This is a genomic window from Staphylococcus hominis subsp. hominis (assembly GCF_002901845.1).
In the GTDB taxonomy this organism is placed as follows: domain Bacteria; phylum Bacillota; class Bacilli; order Staphylococcales; family Staphylococcaceae; genus Staphylococcus; species Staphylococcus hominis.
The window spans coordinates 69,281-92,817 of sequence record NZ_PPQE01000028.1 but is presented as its reverse complement, the minus strand read 5'-3'; the positions used below and the strand labels follow the sequence as shown (position 1 = coordinate 92,817).

Annotated in this window: 21 protein-coding genes and 1 other annotated feature; of the genes, 11 read left to right on the top strand and 10 right to left on the bottom strand. The window is 32.7% G+C overall.

The genetic code is table 11. The features are described 5' to 3' along the window. Positions 1-9 precede the first annotated feature (9 nt). The gene (serS, locus tag CD034_RS07645; protein WP_002449409.1) at positions 10-1,293 is read right to left on the bottom strand and encodes a serine--tRNA ligase; all 1,284 of its coding nucleotides are present in this window, start codon (positions 1,291-1,293) and stop codon (positions 10-12) included. 75 nt (positions 1,294-1,368) lie between these two features. Further along, positions 1,369-1,572 (bottom strand) — a binding site (T-box leader). A gap of 269 nt (positions 1,573-1,841) precedes the next feature. Here serS and CD034_RS07640 point away from each other — a divergent pair. After that, positions 1,842-2,654: an NAD(P)H-hydrate dehydratase gene (locus CD034_RS07640; protein ID WP_002488487.1), complete on the top strand. Its 813-nt coding sequence runs from the start codon at positions 1,842-1,844 to the stop codon at positions 2,652-2,654. Positions 2,655-2,702: 48 nt separating this feature from the next. On the opposite strand, the gene gyrA is transcribed toward CD034_RS07640, so the two are convergent. The 6 genes from gyrA to dnaA all read right to left on the bottom strand — a co-directional run bounded on the left by gyrA (position 2,703) and on the right by dnaA (position 11,833). After that, entirely contained in the window at positions 2,703-5,357 is a 2,655-nt protein-coding gene (gene gyrA / locus CD034_RS07635; RefSeq protein ID WP_103288255.1) for a DNA gyrase subunit A, read from the bottom strand. A gap of 41 nt (positions 5,358-5,398) precedes the next feature. Further along, entirely contained in the window at positions 5,399-7,333 is a 1,935-nt protein-coding gene (gene gyrB, locus CD034_RS07630) for a DNA topoisomerase (ATP-hydrolyzing) subunit B (RefSeq protein WP_039983987.1), read from the bottom strand. Positions 7,334-7,342: 9 nt separating this feature from the next. Further along, positions 7,343-8,458 (bottom strand): DNA replication/repair protein RecF, encoded by a 1,116-nt coding sequence (gene recF / locus CD034_RS07625; RefSeq protein WP_103288254.1) that lies wholly within the window; start codon positions 8,456-8,458, stop codon positions 7,343-7,345. Beyond that, positions 8,455-8,697: a S4 domain-containing protein YaaA gene (yaaA, locus tag CD034_RS07620; RefSeq protein ID WP_172457903.1), complete on the bottom strand. Its 243-nt coding sequence runs from the start codon at positions 8,695-8,697 to the stop codon at positions 8,455-8,457. Before yaaA ends, recF begins: the two co-directional genes overlap by 4 nt. 360 nt (positions 8,698-9,057) lie before the next feature. Continuing rightward, positions 9,058-10,191 carry a DNA polymerase III subunit beta gene (gene dnaN / locus CD034_RS07615; protein WP_103288253.1) on the bottom strand — a complete coding sequence of 378 codons (1,134 nt, stop codon included), beginning with the start codon at positions 10,189-10,191 and terminating at the stop codon, positions 9,058-9,060. Positions 10,192-10,480: 289 nt separating this feature from the next. Then, positions 10,481-11,833, bottom strand: coding sequence for a chromosomal replication initiator protein DnaA (gene dnaA, locus CD034_RS07610; protein ID WP_002447945.1), 1,353 nt, complete (start codon positions 11,831-11,833; stop codon positions 10,481-10,483). 691 nt (positions 11,834-12,524) lie between these two features. Between dnaA and rpmH the strand changes: the two genes are divergently transcribed. From rpmH to CD034_RS07560, 10 genes are all read left to right on the top strand, one after another. Further along, complete coding sequence (gene rpmH / locus CD034_RS07605; protein ID WP_000240855.1) at positions 12,525-12,662, top strand: 50S ribosomal protein L34; 138 nt, start codon at positions 12,525-12,527, stop codon at positions 12,660-12,662. A gap of 98 nt (positions 12,663-12,760) precedes the next feature. Next, positions 12,761-13,105, top strand: coding sequence for a ribonuclease P protein component (gene rnpA / locus CD034_RS07600; protein WP_049432934.1), 345 nt, complete (start codon positions 12,761-12,763; stop codon positions 13,103-13,105). Positions 13,106-13,245: 140 nt separating this feature from the next. Further along, positions 13,246-14,625 (top strand): tRNA uridine-5-carboxymethylaminomethyl(34) synthesis GTPase MnmE, encoded by a 1,380-nt coding sequence (gene mnmE / locus CD034_RS07595; protein ID WP_103288252.1) that lies wholly within the window; start codon positions 13,246-13,248, stop codon positions 14,623-14,625. 69 nt (positions 14,626-14,694) lie between these two features. Beyond that, positions 14,695-16,572 (top strand): tRNA uridine-5-carboxymethylaminomethyl(34) synthesis enzyme MnmG, encoded by a 1,878-nt coding sequence (gene mnmG, locus CD034_RS07590; RefSeq protein WP_002447946.1) that lies wholly within the window; start codon positions 14,695-14,697, stop codon positions 16,570-16,572. Then, complete coding sequence (rsmG, locus tag CD034_RS07585; protein WP_002447968.1) at positions 16,572-17,294, top strand: 16S rRNA (guanine(527)-N(7))-methyltransferase RsmG; 723 nt, start codon at positions 16,572-16,574, stop codon at positions 17,292-17,294. The genes mnmG and rsmG overlap by 1 nt, the downstream gene beginning before the upstream one ends. A gap of 53 nt (positions 17,295-17,347) precedes the next feature. Further along, a complete protein-coding gene (gene noc / locus CD034_RS07580; protein ID WP_077700763.1) occupies positions 17,348-18,187 on the top strand; it encodes a nucleoid occlusion protein in 840 nt (279 codons plus the stop codon). A gap of 170 nt (positions 18,188-18,357) precedes the next feature. Continuing rightward, positions 18,358-18,720 carry a DUF3147 family protein gene (locus CD034_RS07575; RefSeq protein WP_002488103.1) on the top strand — a complete coding sequence of 121 codons (363 nt, stop codon included), beginning with the start codon at positions 18,358-18,360 and terminating at the stop codon, positions 18,718-18,720. A gap of 18 nt (positions 18,721-18,738) precedes the next feature. Beyond that, a complete protein-coding gene (locus CD034_RS07570) occupies positions 18,739-19,134 on the top strand; it encodes a DUF3147 family protein (protein WP_017175629.1) in 396 nt (131 codons plus the stop codon). Beyond that, positions 19,100-19,642, top strand: a complete 543-nt coding sequence (locus CD034_RS07565) for a TetR/AcrR family transcriptional regulator (RefSeq protein ID WP_002454547.1) — start codon at positions 19,100-19,102, stop codon at positions 19,640-19,642. Before CD034_RS07570 ends, CD034_RS07565 begins: the two co-directional genes overlap by 35 nt. 415 nt (positions 19,643-20,057) lie before the next feature. Next, a complete protein-coding gene (locus tag CD034_RS07560; protein WP_077700761.1) occupies positions 20,058-20,633 on the top strand; it encodes a helix-turn-helix transcriptional regulator in 576 nt (191 codons plus the stop codon). A 40-nt stretch (positions 20,634-20,673) separates the two neighbouring features. Here the strand turns inward: CD034_RS07560 and CD034_RS07555 are convergent, their stop codons facing one another. Genes CD034_RS07555 through CD034_RS07545 form a run of 3 tightly spaced genes read right to left on the bottom strand, consistent with a single transcriptional unit; the run spans position 20,674 to position 23,520 of the window. Beyond that, on the bottom strand, positions 20,674-20,865 hold the full coding sequence (locus CD034_RS07555) for a VraH family peptide resistance protein (RefSeq protein ID WP_077700760.1): 192 nt from the start codon (positions 20,863-20,865) through the stop codon (positions 20,674-20,676). A 26-nt stretch (positions 20,866-20,891) separates the two neighbouring features. Continuing rightward, a complete protein-coding gene (locus tag CD034_RS07550; protein WP_077700759.1) occupies positions 20,892-22,772 on the bottom strand; it encodes an FtsX-like permease family protein in 1,881 nt (626 codons plus the stop codon). Next, the gene (locus tag CD034_RS07545) at positions 22,762-23,520 is read right to left on the bottom strand and encodes an ABC transporter ATP-binding protein (protein ID WP_077700758.1); all 759 of its coding nucleotides are present in this window, start codon (positions 23,518-23,520) and stop codon (positions 22,762-22,764) included. The genes CD034_RS07550 and CD034_RS07545 overlap by 11 nt, the downstream gene beginning before the upstream one ends. Positions 23,521-23,537: the final 17 nt, after the last annotated feature.

Here is a 23,537-nt window from a genome sequence, read left to right as displayed (position 1 = left end):
ATTTAATGATTAGTTGACTGGACGAATTTCTGTTTTGCCGCCCATAAATGGTACAAGTGCTTCTGGAATTGTAATTGAACCATCTTCGTTTTGGTAGTTTTCTACGATAGCTGCAAATGTACGACCTACTGCAAGGCCACTACCATTTAATGTGTGTACTAATTCTGGTTTAGAAGAAGCATCACGTTTGAAACGAATGTTAGCACGACGAGCTTGGAAATCAGTACAGTTTGAGCAAGAGCTAATTTCTTTGTAGTCATTGTAACTTGGTAACCATACTTCTAAGTCATATGTTTTACTTGCGCTGAAACCAATATCTCCAGTACATAAGTTCACGCGACGATATGGTAATTTTAATTCTTCTAAAATTGCTTCGGCATTTTGAGTCATATCTTCTAATGCATCCCAAGAATCTTCAGGTTTTTCAAAACGCACCATTTCAACTTTATCGAATTGGTGTAAACGAATTAAACCTCTTGTATCTCTACCAGCTGATCCCGCTTCACTACGGAAACATGCAGTTTGACCAGTGAATTTTTCTGGTAACACATCCGGTTGGATAATTTCATTTCTATAGAAGTTTGTTAATGGCACTTCTGCAGTTGGAATTGTATATAAGCCTTCTTTTTCAACTTTGAATAAATCTTCTTCAAATTTAGGTAATTGGCCTGTACCAAACATTGTATCTGCATTTACCAATTGAGGTGTCATCATTTCTGTATAACCATGTTGTGTTGTATGTTTTGTTAACATATAGTTCATTAATGCACGTTCTAATAAAGCACCGTCTTTAGTTAAATAAACGAAGCGCGCACCTGATACTTTTGCAGCACGTTCGAAATCAGCCATTTTTAATTCTTCTACTAAATCCCAGTGTGCTTTTGGTTCAAAATCAAATTCACGAGGCGTGCCCCATTTTTTTAATTCAACATTTTCAGTGTCGTCAGCACCTTGTGGTACATCATCTGCAATTAAGTTTGGAATACGAATTAAGATATCACGAATTTTATTATCTACTTCATTTAATTTTGCATCATTTTCTTTAATTTCATCGCCTAATTCACGCATTTCTTTAATGACGTCATCAGCATCTTCTTTGTTACGTTTTTTTTCAGCGATTTGATCACTTACTTTGTTACGACGTGCTTTCATTTCTTCTGTTTTACCAATTAAATCACGACGTTGATTATCTAATTCTAATACTTCATCAACAACCTTTGAATCATCTCCTCGTAATTCAATTTTGCTCTTAACTTTGTCCGTTTCGTCTCTGAATTGCTTGATGTCTAACATATCATATTCATCCTTCCAAAAAATTTATATTGAGTGACCATAGCGATTTAAAATAAAAAAAGACCACATCCCCATACAAGGGACGTGGTCTACGCGTTGCCACCCTATTTAACAATTTAATTAAATAAACTAAATTGCACTCCACTATCGATAACGGTTAAAACCGATTGTTCAATATAAGTAGGTAGATTCGCATAAAAATTAATTACTTGTTTACACTCACCACAAGCTCTCTGAAATTAATACCCTTATGTTACTTAGCCTACGAACAATACTTTATTAACTTAATTTTAATATAGCAAAGTCATATATAATTTTCAAGCAGTTACCTTTTCCAAATATAACAAACTATATACGTTAATATCTATCAATTTTAGCATTTATAAATTTATTTAAAATAGTGTTGACGAAACGCTTAAGCAGGTATAATATTTTCTATTGTACTTAAAACGCACATGATATTTTCGCTTGTCTTAATAACTCATCATTTCATTGATTTAATATATAGAAGTTATGACTTTCGAATCTAAATAGGGAGGATTCATCATATGGAAACATTAACTAATGTGACAATTCCTAAACGTAATGACGAAACGCATAAAGGTGATTATGGAAAAATTCTTTTAATTGGTGGTAGTGCAAATTTAGGCGGAGCAATCATGTTAGCTGCCCGTGCATGTCTTTTTAGTGGAAGTGGTTTAATTACTGTAGCCACACATCCTACTAATCATGCAGCCATTCATTCACGTTGTCCTGAAGCAATGGTAATAGATATTAATGATACTAAAATGTTAACAAAAATGATTGAGAATACAGATAGTATTTTAATTGGACCAGGTCTTGGCGTTGATTTCAAAGGAAATAATGCGATTACTTTCTTACTACAAAATATTCAACCTCATCAAAACTTAATTGTAGATGGTGATGCAATTACAATATTTTGTAAACTTAAACCTGATATTCCTACATGTCGTGTTATCTTTACACCCCATCAAAAAGAATGGGAACGTCTAAGTGGTATTCCTATTGAAGAACAAACGTATGAAAGAAATAGAGAAGCTGTGGATAAATTAGGCGCTACTGTAGTACTAAAAAAACACGGTACAGAAATCTTCTTTAAAGATAAAGAATACAAATTACCAATTGGCACACCTGCAATGGCTACAGGTGGTATGGGTGATACATTAGCTGGTATGATTACAAGTTTTGTAGGTCAATTTGATAGCTTACAAGATGCCGTTACGAGCGCAACTTATATTCACAGTTATATTGGTGAAAAACTTTCTGAAAAAATGTACGTCGTGCCCCCTTCAAAATTAATTAATCAAATTCCTTATGTAATGAAAGAATTAGAACGATAAATAATAAAAATAAGACTTCCCTATATATGGGAAGTCTTATTTTTATATTTAATTCTGATCTGAATCATTCTCAATATCTTCATTTACACGATCCATGAAATCTTGTCTTACTTCAGTGCGTTCATCATCTTCATCAGATTCAGTATGCAAAGCGTTACCAGGTGTCGTATCATCTATCACTTGTTCATTTGCACTTTCTGTAGTTTGGGCACTTGCATGTTCTGTTTGTTGAGCCGCTTCCGTTGCAGCTTCATCTTCAGTTTTATCAATAACTTTCGCAACGGTTGATACGGCTTGATTATCGCCTAATTTCATTAATCGCACGCCTTGTGTAGCACGGCCATTTTGAGAAATATCTTCAACTTGTAGACGAATAATAATGCCACCATCCGTCACAATCATTAAATCTTCTTGACCGCTTACCGTTGTAATACATACAACATTACCATTACGTTCTGTAATTTTAGCTGTTTTTATACCTTTACCGCCACGATTAGATAAACGATATTCACTTACAGGTGTTCGTTTACCATAACCTTTTTCAGTAACAACTAGAACTTCATCTTCACTTTCAGCATAGGCTACGTCTAAACCTACGACTACGTCATTTTCTCTTAGAGAAATACCTCTCACACCTGAAGCGGTACGACCTAGTGGGCGTAAACTATTTTCAGGGAATCGAATTAATGAGGCATGTGCTGTACCAAGTAAAATATCTTGTTTGCCATCAGTAAGACGAACTGCGATCAATTCATCATCTTCTTTAAAGCCAATCGCAATTTTACCATTCTTATTAATATGAGAGAAGTTACTTAATGCAGAACGTTTAACAATACCTTTTTTAGTAGCAAAGACTAAGAAACTGTTCTCATCTTCTAAATCTCTTACGGCAATCATCGTACTAATCACTTCATCATTTTCAAGCTCAATCGCATTAATGACTGGAATACCTTTAGATTGACGAGATAATTCAGGTACTTCGTATCCTTTCAACTTATAAACACGGCCTTTATTCGTAAAGAATAAAACATTATCATGTGTACTTAATGTTACAAGTTGACTGACAAAGTCTTCTTCTAAGGTATTCATCCCTTGTACACCTCGTCCACCTCTGTTTTGTGAACGATATGTAGATACAGGTAAACGTTTAATATAGTTGTTATGACTTAAAGTGATGACGATTTGTTCTTCAGGGATTAAGTCTTCATCTTCTAAGTGATCTAAACCACCCAATTGAATTTCAGTACGACGTTCATCACCGAAACGTTCTTTAATTTCTGTAAGTTCATCACGAACCAGTTGAAGTAATACATCTTCATTTGCTAAGATCTCTTCTAATTCTGCAATATAACTTAATAATTCATTATACTCATTTTCAATTTTATCGCGCTCTAACCCAGTTAAACGACGTAAACGCATATCTAAAATGGCTTGAGCTTGACGTTCAGACAATTTAAAACGTTCTTGCAATGTTTCCATCGCCACTTTATCTGTGTCAGACTCACGAATAATAGAAATAATTTCATCAATATGATCCAGCGCAATTCTTAAACCTTCTAAGATATGTGCACGATCTTTCGCTTTTTTCAAATTGTATTCTGTACGACGACGTACAACTGTTTTTTGATGTTCTAAATATTCAACAAGCGCTTCTTTTAAGTTAATTAATTTAGGTCGACCATTCACAAGGGCAATCATATTTACACCAAATGACGTTTGTAATGGCGTATGTTTATATAAATTATTTAAAATAACATTTGCATTGGCATCTTTACGTACATCAATAACCACTCTTACCCCTGTACGTAAACTTGTTTCGTCACGAAGATCTGTGATACCTTCAATTCTTTTCTCACGCGCTAATTCTGCAATTTTCTCAATCATTCTTGCTTTATTCACTTGATATGGAATTTCAGTCACAACAATACGCTGACGGCCACCGCCACGTTCTTCTATTGATGCACGTGCTCGCATTTGAATCGATCCACGACCAGTTTCATAGGCACGTCTAATGCCACTTTTACCTAAAATTAAGCCAGAAGTTGGAAAATCAGGACCTTGAATGTCTTCCATCAATTCTGAGATTGTGACATCAGGATTTTGACTTAAACGTAAGACTCCGTCAATGACTTCTGTTAAATTATGTGGCGGAATATTTGTAGCCATACCAACTGCAATACCTGAAGCGCCATTCACTAAAAGGTTAGGGAAACGAGAAGGTAAGACTTCGGGCTCTCTTTCTGTACCATCATAGTTATCTAAGAAATCAATAGTATCTTTATTGATATCACGTAACAGTTCTAATGTGATTTTGGTCATTTTTGCTTCGGTATAACGCATTGCCGCAGCACCGTCACCATCCATTGAACCAAAGTTACCTTGACCATCAACAAGAGGATAACGATAGCTAAAGGTTTGTGCCATTCTTACCATAGCATCATAAATTGAAGAGTCGCCGTGTGGATGATATTTCCCCATAACGTCCCCAACAATACGTGCTGATTTTTTATAAGGTTTGTCTGGAGTCATTCCTTGTTCATTTAGACCATATAAAATACGACGATGTACAGGTTTTAAACCATCACGTACATCTGGTAATGCACGTGAAACGATAACGCTCATCGCATAGTCTAAAAATGATTCGCGCATTTCATTGGTTATATTTCTTTCATTAATTCTTGATTGTGGTAGAGAATCAGCCATCAAGATATCCTCCTTTTATAGTCAGTTCACATTAAGTTAAATTAGAAATCTAAATTAGCATAAACTGCATTATCTTCGATAAATTGTCTACGATTTTCAACAACGTCACCCATTAACATTTCAAATGTTTGATCCGCTTCTACTGCATCTTCAAGTTTTACTTGTAACATCATACGATTTTCAGGGTTCATTGTTGTTTCCCACAATTGATCGGCATTCATTTCACCTAAACCTTTGTAACGAGAAATTTGCCATTTTGGAGTAGGATTTAGTTCAGCTTTTAATTTATCCAATTCACGATCGTTAAAGACGTAATATTTTTGTTTACCTTGTGTTAGCTTATACAATGGTGGTTGAGCGATGTATACATACCCAGCCTCAATTAATGGACGCATAAATCTGTAGAAGAATGTAAGTAATAATGTACGAATATGCGCACCATCTACATCAGCATCTGTCATGATAACAATCTTATGATAACGAGCTTTAGAAATATCAAACTCGCCACCTATGCCTGTACCAAATGCTGTAATCATTTGACGGATTTCATTGTTATTTAAAATACGATCTAAACGTGCTTTTTCCACATTTAATATTTTACCTCTCAACGGTAAAATAGCTTGTGTTTTTGAGTCACGACCTTCTTTTGTAGACCCCCCGGCAGAGTCACCCTCAACTAAGAAGATTTCACTTTCGTCAGGATTTTTACTTGAACAGTCTGCCAGTTTACCCGGTAAACTTGAAATTTCTAATGCTGATTTACGTCGTGTCACTTCACGCGCTTTTTTAGCTGCTACACGTGCTCTTGACGCCATGATTCCTTTTTCAACAATGATTCTTGCAACATTTGGATTCTCATATAAAAAGCGTTCAAAGTGTTCTGAAAATAATCGATCAACGATTTGACGTACTTCAGAGTTACCTAATTTCGTCTTCGTTTGACCTTCGAATTGTGGATTACCATGTTTTACAGAGACGACTGCTGTTAAACCTTCACGTGTATCTTCACCTGAAAGACGTTCTTTATCATCTTTAATAATCTTACTTTGAGTTCCATAACTGTTTAAAACACGTGTAAGTGCACGTTTAAAGCCATCTTCATGTGTACCACCTTCATATGTGTGGATATTATTCGCATAGGATAATAAGTTTGTAGCATAACCGCTATTGTATTGTATTGCAATTTCTACTTCGATATCATCTTTTGACTGATGAATATAAATAGGTTCGTCATGAATAGGTTCTTTATTTTCGTTCAGTAATTCAACGTAAGATTTAATACCACCTTCATAATGATACGTGTCTTCACGTTGTTCTTTATCTTCACGTTCGTCTCTTAGTGTAATTGAAATACCTTTATTTAAGAATGCTAATTCTCTAATACGTTTTTGAAGTGTTTCATAATTATAAACTGTTGTTTCTGAAAAGATTTCACTATCTGCTTTAAAGCGAATCACTGTACCTGTTTTGTCCGTACTACCTACTTCTTTAAGATCAAATTGAGGCACGCCTTTTTTGTATGCTTGATGATAAATTGTTTCATTACGGTGTACATACACTTCTAAATCTTGTGATAACGCATTTACTACAGATGAACCTACACCATGTAGTCCGCCAGATACTTTGTATCCGCCACCACCGAATTTACCTCCAGCATGAAGCACAGTAAGAATAACTTCTACTGCGGGACGTCCCATTTTTTCTTGAATATCTACAGGAATACCACGACCATTGTCAGTCACTTTAATCCAGTTGTCATTCTCAATCACTACTTCAATTTGATTCGCATATCCAGCTAGCGCTTCGTCAATACTGTTATCAACGATTTCCCATACCAAATGATGCAAACCTCTTTCTGAAGTTGAACCAATATACATACCAGGACGTTTACGTACCGCTTCAAGTCCTTCTAATACCTGTATTTGTCCAGCACCATAATTATCTGTGTTGTTTACATCTGACAATGTATTCACCATCACTTTCTATTACTTAATAATTTCACCTTGATTAATTCGGTAAAGTTTCGCATTATTCATGATTTCATGATCAATACCGTCTACCGATGTAGTTGTTACGAATGTTTGTACTTTATGTTGAATTGTACTGAGTAAATGCGTCTGACGAGAATCATCAAGTTCACTTAAGACATCATCTAATAATAAAATCGGATATTCTCCGACTTCAATGTTCATTAATTCTATTTCTGCTAGTTTAATTGATAAAGCGGTTGTTCTTTGTTGACCTTGAGATCCATAAGTTTGGGCATCCATGTCATTCACATTAAATCCTAAGTCATCTCTATGTGGACCGTATAAACATACTGCTCTATCCATTTCACGTTGTTGATATTCATTCAATAACGTGATAACTTCATCTAATAATTCACTCTTATTTTTACTTGTATCGCTAAGTTTAATACTTGGTAAATATGTTAGAGATAATGTTTCACGTTGGTTCGTAATACCAGCGTGGATAGGTTGCGCTAAAGCTTCTAATTCTTCAATAAATTGCTCACGTCTTAAAGTGACATTAAGTGCGTATTGTGCAAATTGTTGATTTAAAACTTCTAGCATCGTTTTATCTGTTTTTTGACCAAGTTGTAACTGCTTAAGATAATTATTTTTTTGTTTGAGAATACGTTGATATTGAGCTAAATCGTTGAGATATACTGCAGAAATTTGCCCTAACTCCATATCTATAAATCGTCTTCTAATTTGAGGAGAACCTTTAACAATATTTAAATCTTCAGGTGCAAAAAGAACCACATTTAGATGTCCAACATACTGTGTGAGTCGACTTTGTTCCAAGTGGTTCACTTTAACTTGTTTACCTTTTTTAGTTATATACATCGTTAATGGCATGGTTCCGTGTCTATAACTTAGCTCACCCTCTATTTTAGCATACTCAGAGTTAAACCGTATAAGTTCCTTGTCATTGGCGGTTCGGTGACTTTTAGCTAAAGCAAGGACGTAAATTGATTCAAGTAAATTTGTCTTTCCCTGTGCATTTTCTCCAATAAGAATATTCACTTCAGGATGACAATTTAACGTAACCGCTTCATAGTTGCGATAGTTTTCTAATTGGAGTGTTTTAAGCTTCATTGCTCACCTTGATGAATAATAATAAATGAATCGATATCTGGAATATCAGGGAAGTCGATACGATCTTGGTCAGCTAACTTTTTTCCACGACGTGTTTCACGTTCGCCATTTAATAAAACGTCGTAATCTTGTAAGAACCATTTTGCTTGTCCACCTGATTCAATGATCCCTTCTGTTTTAAGAAATTGACCTAACGTAATCTCGCCTTCAACTGTTACTTCTTGAACCAAAATAATCACTCCATTTCTTTATATATCATTACTATATTATACCTTTTTTAGGAATAAATTTCATTTAAAATGAAGTGTGAAACCGTTTACTTTTAAATAAGTTTTTGTTATTTTAATTTGTTATGTAAAAAATAGATCATTTTTTGAAATTATGACAAAAGTAATCAGAGATAATATCTCAATTTTTAATTTTAAGGCCTATTTTAGCGAATATAATGAGTTGTGGATAAAAACATCATTTTACTTAATTTAGCTTCATTATGAACCTCTGAGATAGTTTAAAATCATTGTTTTAATGAATTAAAAAAATAGAACAGCAATTCAATAAGAATTCTGTTCTACTTTAACTTTTTAATTAATCTTTAATCACTAGTATGTTCTAATTGGTAAAATGAGTTGAGTGACTGAATCATCTGCTTTTGGTTTTAAGATAAATGGTTTCATCGTACCAAAGAATTCTACTTCAACTTCCTCATTATCAATTGCTTTTAATGCGTCCATCATATATTTTGAGTTGAATGAAATTTTCAAATTGCCACCTTCAACATCAGTTGCTGTAACTTCTTCTTTGACTGTACCGATTTCTGGGGATGTAGATGATAATTCTATAACCTCATTTCCAGTACTTAATTTAATTACGTTATTTCCACCTTCACGTGCAAGTAATGACGCACGATCTATCGCATGATAGAATTCACCGTTATCTAATCCTAATTTGATTTCATAGTTTTCAGGGAAAAGACGTGTTGTATCAGGATAGTGACCTTCTAATAAACGTGAAATAAAGTTCACGTTACCGACCTTGAACAATACTTGATTAGAGGCAAAGAAGATATCGATGTCTTCATCATTATCACTCATAATTTTATTTAATTCAGATAATGCTTTACCTGGGATAATAACATTTTTGTTTTCCGATTCATCTTCAAGCTTTAATTTTCTTACAGCCAAACGATGTGAATCAGTAGCAGTGCATATTAATTCATTATCTTGTATAAGCCAGTTCACACCAGTTAAAACTGGGCGTGTTTCTGAGGTGGACACTGCAAAGTTTGTTTGCGCAATGATGTTTTTAAGTACTTTTACAGATAATTGAATGGCATCATCACGTGATACTTGTGGTAACAATGGATATTGTTCAGGATCTAAACCACTTAAATTAAATTCTGAATGTCCTGATGTGATAAGCGTTTGGAACTGTTCATTTGTTGATAATTTAACATCTTTGCCTGGTAATTTTTTAATGATGTCGACAAAGAAACGACCAGGAAGAACCACTGATCCCGTTTCAGTAATGTCAACAATATTTTCTCCATCTACTTGTTTAGGAATCGTGATTTCAATTGAAATTTCTGAGTCAGAACCAGTTAAAATAACGTTATTATCTTTAGCATCAATTTTGATACCTGTTAAAATTGGTAAAGTTGTTCTTGGTGAGATTGCTTTTAATGTGTCATTCAATTGCGTAATAAAGTAATCTCTTTTTATTGTAAATTCCATTATTAATTTAAACTCCTTCCAGTCGTTTATACTTAAATTATATAGGTTTTAAAATCATAGTAATAGTAGTAGGGCTTGTGGATTAGTGGATATCTAACGAAACGCCTTTTATATCAAAGTTATACACATGTGGATAAGTTGTTAATGATGTGTATTACTTTTTCACATTATCCACAATTTAACATTTTCTAACTTCTTGCTATATTTATAAAATTATTTAGAAGCATAGTCATCTTTGATATTGAATGTTATATTTTAGCAGCGCTGTTATATAACAGATTCATATTTCCTATTACTGTTTACGTATTTCTTTTTCTAAATCTTCAACTTCTTGCTTAAAAATTGAATCCGCCTTAATATCATTCGAAATTTTTTCATGTGCGTGAATAACTGTAGTATGATCGCGTCCTCCGAATTCCTCACCAATTTTTGGCAATGAAAAATCAGTTAATTCTCTAGATAAATACATTGCGATTTGTCGTGGATAGGCAATCGACTTTGTTCTTTTCTTAGCGCTAAAATCTTCGATGCGTACATTGTAATAATGTCCAACTACTTTTTGAATATCTTGAATCGAGATTTTTTTAGATTTAGGAACTTGAATAATATCTTTTAATGCTTCAGCAGCAAGTTCTGTTGTAATCGGTTTACCTTGTAATTTTGAATAAGCAAGTAAACGTGTTAAAGCTCCTTCAAGTTCACGGATATTTGATTGAATTTGATTTGCAATATAATTCAATGCTTCTGCTGGAATTTCTAAGTTCTCTTCTTCGATTTTTTTCTGCAAGATGGCCATGCGTGTTTCATAATCTGGCGGTGTGATATCAACAATGAGACCCCATTCAAATCGAGAACGTAAGCGATCTTCAAGTTTTGCTATTTCTTTAGGCGGACGATCACTTGAAATAACAATTTGCTTTTTATTTTGATGCAATTCATTAAATGTATGGAAAAATTCTTCTTGTGTTTGTTCTTTATTTTGAATGAATTGAATATCATCAATTAATAATACATCGATATTTCTATATTTTTCTCTAAATGCTTCAGGTTCATTGTTACGAATGGATTTAATAAAATCATTTGTAAACTTTTCGCTTGAAGTATACAGCACTTTGGCATTCGGTTTATTACTTAGTACGTGATGACCAATGGCATGCATTAAATGCGTTTTCCCTAATCCTACGCCGCCATAGATAAATAATGGATTATAAGCTTGTGCAGGTGCTTCAGCTACAGCTAAGCTTGCTGCATGTGGGAAGCGGTTGCCAGGCCCAATCACAAATGTATCAAACGTATTATGCGTATTAAATTGATCCATATCATCATGACTATCATCAATGGCAGACGTTTTTTTTACAGTATTTGATTGTTTACGACTCGTTTCGTCAAGTTCAGCAAGTTGTTCAGCAGTGTAAAATTTTGGATCAACTTCATAACCAATGATGTCTTTCATAATTGTTTGAATTACATCTTTATAATTTGAGTTTAACCAATCAGCGTAAAACTCATGAATAACAAAGATGTAAGCAACATTGTCGCGAATTTCTTTAAGTTCAGTGTCTTTTAAAAACGTATTAAACGTTGTTTTCGAAATCTCTGACTCAGCTACTTCTAATACCTTTTTCCAAATTTCTTGTTCCGACATATATAAACTCCATCTTTCTATAAATTTAAGACTTATACACAGTTTTTATAAGCGTGGATAAAAATAATCACAGCATGTTAATAATTATCCACAAGTTAATCACATTCGGTGGATAACTTTATATATGCTATGATTTATACACAGTAAAAACACGTATAGAATTTATAAACAAATCCTATAAGATAAATGATTCAGACGACTTATCCACACAATTATACTTTTTAACTGCAATAGATGTCAAATGGCTGTGAATATGTTTGTAAATTTGGTATAAATCTGTGAATATATGATTGATTATCCACAAAAAATTAAATATTATATGTGAATAAGTGGATAAAAAATGATACCATAATTCAATGTACTATAACAGGTTTGGGAAATAATTTATAAACGTGTATTAAATATGTATAAAATTGAGAAACTACTAAATCAATGAAATGTATAAATATTAAAAATGAAAATGATATAACTAAGAGAGCGTCTTGAAAATCATTAATTGGTTTCAAAAGCTGCTTGCTTTATAAATGGTAATTTGTTATATTGTAGTAGTTGCTTGAATTATGACTAGATAAAATCGAATTAAATCAAAATTATTTGATATTAACAATTATCATTTATCTATTAAAATAGTCAGGTTCATTAGAAGTAGATTTAGTGAACGAGATATAATATGTAGATGGAGGTGTTTTGCATGGTAAAACGTACTTATCAACCAAATAAACGTAAACATAGTAAAGTTCATGGTTTCAGAAAACGTATGAGCACTAAAAATGGCCGTAAAGTTTTAGCGCGTCGTCGTCGTAAAGGCCGTAAAGTTTTATCAGCATAAGATCACTGACTTCTCAGTGGTCTTTTTTTTCGTTTTAAACCAATGCATTTTAATAGATCAATGTAACATAAAGAACAATGTAAGCGAGTGATTTAAGCATGGAGAAAGCTTATCGTATAAAAAAGAACAGTGATTTCCAAAAAATCTATAAGAAGGGAAAATCTGTAGCCAATAGACAATTTGTTGTGTATACATTAAAAAATGAGTATGAACATTTTCGTTTAGGCATTAGCGTTTCTAAGAAAATCGGAAATGCTGTAACTCGAAATCGTATTAAGCGTGCCATTAGAGAAAACTTTAAAGTGCATAAGCAAGATATGATTTCAAAAGATATTATTGTAATAGCGAGACAACCTGCTAAAAATATGTCAATTTTAGAGATTCAAGGCAGTTTAGAACATGTATTGAAAATAGCAAAGGTATTTAATAAGAGAATTAAATAAATTTAGACTGACGGAAGTCTAATGTTAGACAAACCGAAGACTAACCAGTAGATTATAAAACAATATATTCGCAATTTAATTAGAAACTTATTACAATATTATATTGAAATTTTACTTAACTAGGGAGGCGAGAATGGATAATGGATTTTGATACAATTACAAGTATTTCAACTCCAATGGGAGAAGGTGCAATTGGTATTGTACGGTTGTCTGGTCCAGAAGCGGTTGAAATAGGTGATAAGTTATATAAAGGAAAGAAAAAATTAAAAGATGTTCCATCACACACTATTAATTACGGCCATATTATAGATCCTGAGACAGATGAAGTTGTAGAAGAAGTGATGATTTCAGTTTTACGTGCACCAAAGACCTTTACACGTGAAGATATTATTGAAATTAATTGTCATGGGGGTATTTTGACAATTAATCGTATACTAGAACTTACTATGACACATGGCGCTAGAATGGCGGAACCCGGCGAATATACTAAGCGTGCGTTTTTAAATGGCCGAATTGACTTATCTCAAGCAGAAGCAGTCATGGACTTCATTCGTTCTAAAACGGATAGAGCCTCTAAAGTTGCAATGAATCAAATTGAAGGTCGTTTGAGTGATTTAATTAAACAACAACGTCAATCGATATTAGAAATTCTTGCCCAAGTTGAAGTGAACATTGATTATCCAGAATATGATGATGTTGAAGATGCAACAACGGAATTTTTACTTGCGCAATCTAAAAAAATTAAAAATGAAATTGATCAATTATTAGAAACCGGTACTCAAGGTAAGATTATGAGAGAAGGATTATCTACAGTGATTGTCGGTAAACCGAATGTAGGTAAATCTTCAATGCTAAATAATCTTATTCAAGATAATAAAGCCATTGTCACTGAAGTAGCTGGAACAACTCGAGATGTATTAGAAGAATACGTTAATGTACGTGGTGTTCCATTAAGACTTGTTGATACAGCAGGCATTCGTGATACTGAAGATATTGTAGAAAAAATAGGCGTAGAGCGTTCACGTAAAGCATTAAGCGAAGCGGATTTAATCCTTTTTGTATTAAATAACAACGAACCTTTAACTGAAGAAGATCGTACATTATATGAAGTCATAAAAAATGAAGATGCTATTGTTATTGTTAATAAAACAGATTTAGAACGTCAATTAGATATTGAAGAAGTTAAAACTATGATAGGGGGCACACCACTTATTCAAACATCAATGTTAAAACAAGAAGGTATCGACGAATTAGAATTACAAATCAGAGATTTATTCTTTGGTGGAGAAGTACAAAATCAAGATATGACTTATGTTTCAAATTCAAGACATATCTCACTTTTAAAACAAGCAAGACAAACAATTCAAGATGCTATTGATGCAGCTGAAGCTGGTATTCCTATGGATATGGTTCAAATTGATTTAACTCGTACATGGGAATTATTAGGAGAAATTATTGGAGAATCAGCAAGTGATGAATTAATTAATCAGCTATTTAGTCAATTCTGTTTAGGTAAATAATAAAAATTAAGACGGTCAGTAGTCTAAAATGAATAATAATAATTAAGAAAAAATAGGGAGGTCCATTCAATGGTTCAAGAATATGATGTAATTGTTATTGGTGCCGGTCACGCTGGAATTGAAGCGGGATTAGCTTCAGCAAGACGTGGTGCTAAAACGTTAATGTTAACCATTAACTTAGATAATATCGCCTTTATGCCATGTAACCCATCAGTCGGCGGCCCAGCAAAAGGAATAGTAGTACGTGAAATCGACGCATTAGGTGGCCAAATGGCTAAAGCCATTGATAAAACACACATTCAAATGCGTATGCTTAATACTGGTAAAGGTCCAGCAGTTCGTGCATTACGTGCTCAAGCTGATAAAGTGCTTTATCAACAAGAAATGAAACGTGTCATTGAAGATGAAGATAACTTAGATATCATGCAAGGTATGGTAGACGAATTATTGATTGAAAATGATGAAGTTAAAGGTGTACGTACAAACATAGGTACAGAGTATCATGCGAAAGCTGTAGTCATCACGACAGGTACATTCTTACGTGGTGAAATCATTTTAGGGAATATGAAATATTCAAGTGGTCCAAACCATCAACTTCCATCTATTTCATTAGCTGATAATTTAAGAGAACTTGGGTTTGAAGTTGTGCGTTTTAAAACAGGTACACCGCCACGTGTGAATTCTAAAACCATCGACTATTCTAAAACTGAGATTCAACCTGGCGATGACGTTGGTCGTGCGTTTAGTTTTGAAACTACCGAATACATTTTAGACCAACTACCTTGTTGGCTCACGTATACAAATGATCGTACACATAAAGTTATTGATGATAATTTACATTTATCAGCCATGTATTCAGGTATGATTAAAGGTACAGGTCCACGTTATTGTCCATCTATTGAAGATAAATTTGTACGTTTTAACGACAAACCACGTCATCAACTTTTCTTAGAACCAGAAGGACGTAATACGAATGAAGTTTATGTGCAAGGCTTATCAACCAGTCTTCCTGAACATGTTCAACGTCAAATGTTAGCTACTATTCCAGGTCTTGAAAAAGCTGATATGATGCGTGCAGGTTACGCGATTGAATATGATGCGATTGTGCCAACACAATTATGGCCAACATTAGAAACTAAAATGATTAAAAACTTATACACTGCAGGGCAAATTAATGGTACATCTGGTTATGAAGAAGCAGCAGGCCAAGGCATTATGGCAGGTATTAATGCTGCAGGTAACGTATTAGGTACAGGCGAAAAAATTCTAAGTCGTTCAGATGCTTATATTGGTGTCTTAATTGATGATTTAGTAACAAAAGGAACGAATGAGCCTTATCGTTTATTGACTTCTCGTGCTGAATATCGCTTATTATTACGTCATGATAATGCCGACTTACGTTTAACTGATATTGGTTATGACTTAGGCATGATTTCTGAAGAACGTTATGCACGTTTTAATGATAAACGTCAACAAATTCAAGATGAAATTGACCGTTTATCAAATATCCGTATTAAACCGAATGAACATACGCAATCTGTGATTGAAGCTCATGGTGGTTCTCGCTTAAAAGATGGTATCTTAGCCATTGATTTATTGCGCCGTCCTGAAATGACGTATAATACAATTTTAGAGATATTAGAAGAAACGCATCAGTTACCAGAAGCGGTAGAAGAACAAGTTGAAATTCAAACGAAATATGAAGGTTACATCAATAAATCATTACAACAAGTTGAAAAAGTTAAACGTATGGAAGAAAAGAAAATTCCAGAAGACTTAGATTATAGTAAAGTGGATAGTTTAGCTACTGAAGCACGAGAAAAATTATCAGAGGTTAAACCATTAAATATTGCGCAAGCATCACGTATTTCAGGTGTTAATCCTGCAGATATTTCTATCTTACTTGTATATTTAGAACAAGGTAAATTACAAAGGGTGAAAAATTAATGAGTGGCATCGAATGGTTAACAAAAGCGTTAAGTGAGCAAGGTATTGAATTAACAGATCAACAACAACAACAATTTCAAACCTATTATCGTTTGCTTGTTGAATGGAATGAAAAAATGAATTTAACAAGTATTACTGATGAGCATGAAGTTTACTTGAAACATTTCTATGATTCTATTACAGCTGGATTTTACTATGATTTTAATCAGCCATTAACACTTTGTGATGTAGGGGCTGGCGCTGGATTTCCAAGCATTCCTTTAAAAATTGTTTTTCCAGAATTGAAAGTTACCATTGTCGATTCATTAAATAAACGTATTCAGTTTTTAAATCATTTAGCAGTTGAACTTGGATTAACCCAAGTAAGTTTTGTTCATGATCGAGCAGAAACATTTGGTAAAGGTGTCAATAGAGAAACATATGATGTGGTAACAGCACGTGCAGTGGCAAGACTTACTGTTCTAAGTGAGTTGTGTTTGCCGTTAGTTAAAAAAGGCGGCCAGTTTATTGCATTAAAGTCTGCAAAAGGTGAAGAAGAATTAGCAGAAGCACAATTTGGTATAAGCATCTTAGGTGGAGCGTTTAGTGATTCTTACACGTTTGATTTACCAGAAGATGCAGGTGAACGACAAATGATTATAGTTGATAAGCGCCGTCAAACACCTAAAAAATATCCTAGAAAACCTGGTACGCCTAATAAAGCTCCTTTATTAGAAAATTAATCAATTTTTCGGTTACTCATGTTAAAATTGATTTTAAGAGGAGTGAATGGACAATGAAAAAACCTTTTTCTAAACTATTTGGTTTAAAAAATAAAGAAGACATCGTTGATTATATTGAAGAAAATCGTCATTCAAGTGTGGAATCCATTCAAATAGAGCGTATCGTACCTAACCGTTATCAACCGCGCCAAGTGTTTGATTCAAGTAAAATTACAGAACTTGCTGAGTCGATAGAAGAACATGGGTTATTACAACCCATTGTCGTTCGACCTATAGAAGAGAATATGTATGAAATTATTGCTGGTGAACGACGATTTAGAGCATTACAATCCTTGCATCAATCTAAAGCAGACGTCATTATTCGTCATATGAATGATGAAGAAACTGCTGTAGTCGCCCTTATTGAGAATATCCAACGTGAAAATTTATCTGCAATAGAAGAAGCCGAAGCTTATAAAAAGTTACTTGAAATTGGACAAACCACTCAAAGTGAGTTAGCGCAAAGTCTTGGAAAAAGCCAAAGTTTTATTGCTAATAAATTACGCTTACTTAAATTAGCACCAAAAGTAATTGTACGATTACGTGAAGGTAAAATTACAGAACGTCATGCACGTGCAGTATTATCCTTAAAAGAAGCGGATCAAGAACAATTGATTGAACAAGTTATTGCTCAGAAATTGAATGTCAAACAGACAGAAGCTCGTGTGAAACAAAAATCAGCTCCTGAAAAAGTAAAAGCAAAAACATTCCAATTTGCTAAAGATTTGACACAAGCACGTGATGAAGTTGGTAAGAGTATTCAAGCCATTGAAGACTCGGGTATTCATGTTGAGCATCGTGATAAAGACCACGAGGATTATTACGAAATTAAAATAAAACTATATAAACGTTAATGACTAAAAGAACAGGTAGAATGAATGTTGTATTCAGTACTCTGTTCTTTTTTTGTCAATTCTTTTATAATAATTGATTTTTTATTTCATATTTACATAGTTTGAAAATAGAATTACAATATTAATAAACGAAACGTATCGTTTATTAATTAAGGTAAGAAGGGTTTCATGTGTTCGGAATATCAATTTCAAGTGCGATACTTCATTTTGTGATTGGAGGTATCGCTGTTGCCTTTGCATCAATGATGGCTGAAAAAGTAGGAGGAAAAATGGGCGGCATTATTGCGACTATGCCGGCAGTCTACCTAGCAGCTATTATTGCTTTAGCTATAGATCATCGAGGAGAACGGCTGATTCAAATGTCGATACATCTTAGTTCAGGAGCTATAATAGGTATTATTTCTTGCATCATTACAGTATTGATTACGTCGCTTTATATAAGTAAACGAGATTATAAAAAAGGTACAGCGTTTGCATTTATTTGTTGGTTAGTCATTTCAATTGCTATTTTTGCAGTACGACATATTTCTTAATATTTGGAGGACTTTTTAATGAAATTAACTTTTATCAAATTTCTCGTGGGTGGTTTAGCCGTTATGTTAAGTTATATTATTTCAGTTATGCTACCTTGGAAGGAATTAGGTGGCGTTTTTGCAACATTACCTGCAGTATTTCTTGTTTCTTTATTTATTACTGGTATGCAACATGGGGATGTCGTTGCCAAACATGTTAGTAGAGGTGCAGTTTTTGGTATGACAGGTGTATTATGTAGTATCTTAGCAACATGGGCAATGTTATATTCTACACATGAGTGGTTACTTAGTATTTTGGTTGGTTTTGTTGTATGGTTTATTAGTGCAGTAATTATCTTTGAAATTGTAGAATTTATTTCACGTTTAAGAAGGAGAAAAGATGGCTGGAAGACCGAAAGATCCAACAATCAATGAAAAAATATTTAAAGAAATTGATCAGTTATTAGAAACGACTTATTTTAGAGATATAACAATAGATCAAATTTCTGAAAATACTGGTGTTTCTAAAGCGACGATTTATAGACGTTGGAAAGATAAATCATCTATTATTGTCGATATGTTTGTCAGTCGAATCCACGTTTTTGAAAATGATTATAAAACGATGTACGATGAATTGTATCATTTTCTAATAAGAATTATGAATATTTATCAAACTCATTTAGGTCGTGCTGTGATTGAAATATTAATTAGTTATCAAAAATCTGAAGCACGTGACATATTTATGAAAGGTTATTTTGATAGCAATCGTAAAATATTGAAGACTATTATTTCTAAATATATTGACGAAGCGGACCAAGATTTATTTATTGATTTAATTTTTTCACCGATTTATTTCAATATATTAATTAAGCCTAACGTCCTTAATGAAACTTATATTAAAAAGTTATTAAAAGTAATTTTAGATGCATATAATATTGAATAGTAAAAATATTGAAACTATAAGAAATTAGAGTATAATTCTTATTCTTATATAACCCGTAGATGATTTTAATCTATGGGTTTTTTATTAATAATCAGTATTATACGATTTCGCTTTCCTAGGGGATGGTTTCAGTTTATGTCAACTCAAAGTCTTTTCATGTTTATTTATGATTAAGGTCTCAATCTTTAATTTGTCCTACCCCTTTAGGAATTTCACCACCAATACTTTGCTTATATTTGTTCTAAAGATCTTAAAATATTGCGATATACTAAAATGTAAAACATTTTTTACACTAAAACTAAGATAATGTAAAAGAAAATTGATAGCCTTTTATTAGAAAAAACGCTTTTATAAATATAGTATTATGATTTTAAAAATTAAATAAAAATAGTTTAATTTATAACGAGGTGAATGAATGAATATCGGTCAACAAATAAGAAAATATCGAGAAAGAGATGAATATTCTCAAGAATACTTAGCAGAAAAATTATATGTTTCTAGACAGACAATATCAAATTGGGAAAATGAAAAGAGTTATCCAGATATTCATAATTTACTAGTAATGTGTGAGTTGTTTGATATCTCACTAGATGATTTAGTTAGAGGAGATTTAAATTCAAATAAACAAGAATCTATAAAAAGAAAAATGAACATTTGGTCGTTAGTTATGATTATTGGATTTACTTTGTCTTCTATACTTATAGGTCCTCTCTTATATTATTTTAATTCATGGGGATTTATAATAATTGCTATTCTTTTTTTAATTAGCTTTTATAGTGGTACTCAAATAGATAAAATTAAGTATAAATATAATTTAGATAACTACGATAGAATAGTAGCTTTTATGAATGGTAAAGATCCAAACGAAGTAAAATCTAGTGAAAAAAGGAATCTATTTACTAGTATATTATCTTTTATTTTTGTAGTGGGTTTATTTTTATGTATGTGTTATTTGAGTATATATTTAACAAAGATATTTTTAAAATATTAATGAAAAAGAAGCTCAAATCAATTTGAGCTTCTTTTTTATTCTAATGTTTGTTTTCTTCGTATCTTTTCAAAATATAGCCACCGCCAAGTAAGCCTACCGGCACACCAATAAATGGCGTTGTAATGCTGCTAGCAACTAATACTATCAGAGCTAACATGATACCATTAAACCAATTTACATTTAAACTTACTAAGTCGCCATATGCGTGTTGAATCATTTCTTTAATAGTCATTTTAATATATCCTTTCAATTTATTATTTAAATGGCGTCTTTAATGATGCGTTCTGAATGAATGAACGAAATAACTGCAAATATCAGATATACGAGTGAATAGATAATCATGACAATGAAGATAGGTGTCAATGTATAATTGCCTATTAAGATCATAAATGCGTTTGCTGCAAAAAAGGCATGGAGTAAAGAGACTACTAACGGTAAACCGAAATTGAATATAATTTTTAAAGCTAGTCCTTTTATCATATCTGTATTCGTAAAACCAATACGTCGCAGAATACGATAATTGTTTATTTCATCTTCAGTTTCATCCATTTGTTTAATATAAATAATGCAACCAGCTGCCACTAAAAATGCAAGACCTAAGAAAGAAGTGACAAATATAAGAATGCCATTACTTTCATCAATTGCTTTTTTGGTTTCACTTTTTAAAACTACATTTTGGTTTCCTTTTTTAGCTAATGTTTCAGCTTTTGAAAGATCGCTATGATGCTTAATATTAAAACCATAATGATGTGTAAGTTGATTTTTTGTTTTTAAAGCATTATAGTTGTCTGCGCTAATTTTAAGTACTGGTCCACCCAGTGAAGCATCCATTGGAATGATTTCATTTAAATCTTTTTTATCTACATAAAATGTCTTTACTTGTTGCCCTTTTAGTTTTAAATCTTTATGAATTTGAACATTAAACATCATTGAAAGTGGACCTTGTAAATTTGTAATTGTAGCGTGATGACCTTTGATATGAGGATCAGCCATAATTGATATACTTTCATTTTGCATTGCATTACCCGTTTTACTTTTAATGACATCATTTTCAATAATATGGGTATTGGCATTTTCATACGTTTTTTTTGTATATGGTATACCGTGTTGGTTAAGTTGATGTTCAAATTGTTGGGCCATCTTTACTTTAGTAAAGTTAATATCTTGAGGTGACGATGATTGAATATTAAAGTCAGCATTTGCTTTACTAATTGCTCCGAAACACAATATTGTTACTGTAACTGCTGAAATGACTGTAATAATAGTTAAAGACATCGCATTTTTCTTCATTCTATACATAATCGAAGATGTAAAGACGACATCAGTGATAGAGACACGACCCTGTTTTGATTTTTTTAAAGATTTAAAAATAATTGAAACTGAACTTCTGAAAAACAAATATGCGCCTACTACAGTTAAGAATAAAATAATAAATGGCGTTAATAAGGCCATTGTTAATTCTTGAAATTTACCAAACATTTCTGTAGACATATAATAACCTAACATCATCATTATGAGTCCAAGAATACCAGCAATACATTCTGGCGTGGTGATTTTCGCTTTTACTGCTTCTGTTTTTATACTGTCTTTCATCATAGAAAGTATGGTTCTTCGTTTTAAAAAGATCGCATTTTCTAACATAATTAAAATAAACGCTAACATTAGCATGATCATTGTTTGAATTAAAGCAGCTACTTCAAATCCTATAGATGCATGAATGTGTAAATGCATCAGTTTTATTAATATTGAAAGCAATAATTTTGAACCTAAAATACCAATGATAACGCCAATAATGCCTGTACTAATAAATAAAGTGATTTGTTCGATAGCAAGCATTCTAAGAATGTTACCACGTGTTAGTCCAATGAGTTCGAATAATGCAAATTCACGTGTACGACGTTTAATAAATAGATGGTTCGCATACATTAAGAAAATGATAATCGTAATGAATAAAAAAACTGAACCAACTTTTGCACCTTGATTGATTATTTTTGATGAACCATTATTTAAGCTATGTGTGTATTGTAATGTGACAAAACTAAAATATAAGATGATGCTTAAGATTAATGAAAAAAGATATAATACATAATGTTTGATATTACTTTTTAAATTCTTTAATGTAATTTGATTAAACGTCATTTGCCACACCGCCTAGGGCTGATTGTAATTGAATAATTTCATTGTAAAATGTAGATTTTGTTTTACTTTGTTGATGAATGTCTGAATGAATATCGCCATCTTTTAACATAATGACACGTTGTGCAAAACTTGCTGCTGAAGGATCATGAGTAACCATAATAATCGTACTATTAAATTGTTTGTTCATATCTTCTAAGCGATGAAGTAAATCTTGTGCACTTTTTGAATCCAGTGCACCTGTGGGTTCATCTGCAAAAATGATGGATGGTCGATGTACAAAAGCACGTGCAGCAGCTGTACGTTGTTGTTGACCTCCAGAAATTTCACTAGGATATTTATCACTTAAATCATAAATACCAAGTGCCTCTGTGACGTCTTGATAGTTTTTTTCCATTTCATCTTTTTTCATTTTTTGGACAGATAATGGCAACATAATATTTTCTTTAACTGTTAATGTAGGTAAAACGCTATAATCTTGGAAAATAAAACCAAGTTCTTTCTTACGAAATTGTGCTAATTTTTTATTAGACAACTGGTTTATCTCATTGCCACTGATTTCTACAGTACCGCCTGAAATGCTATCAATCGAACTGATAACATTAAGGAGGGTTGTCTTACCTGAACCAGAAGGTCCCATAATGGCAACGAATTCTCCTTTATCGACTGAAAAGTTAATATCGTGTAGTGCTTTAAATTTTTGTTTCGTTCCATAAACTTTTGATAAATGATTAACGTTTAAAATAGGCATGATTATCATACTCCTTG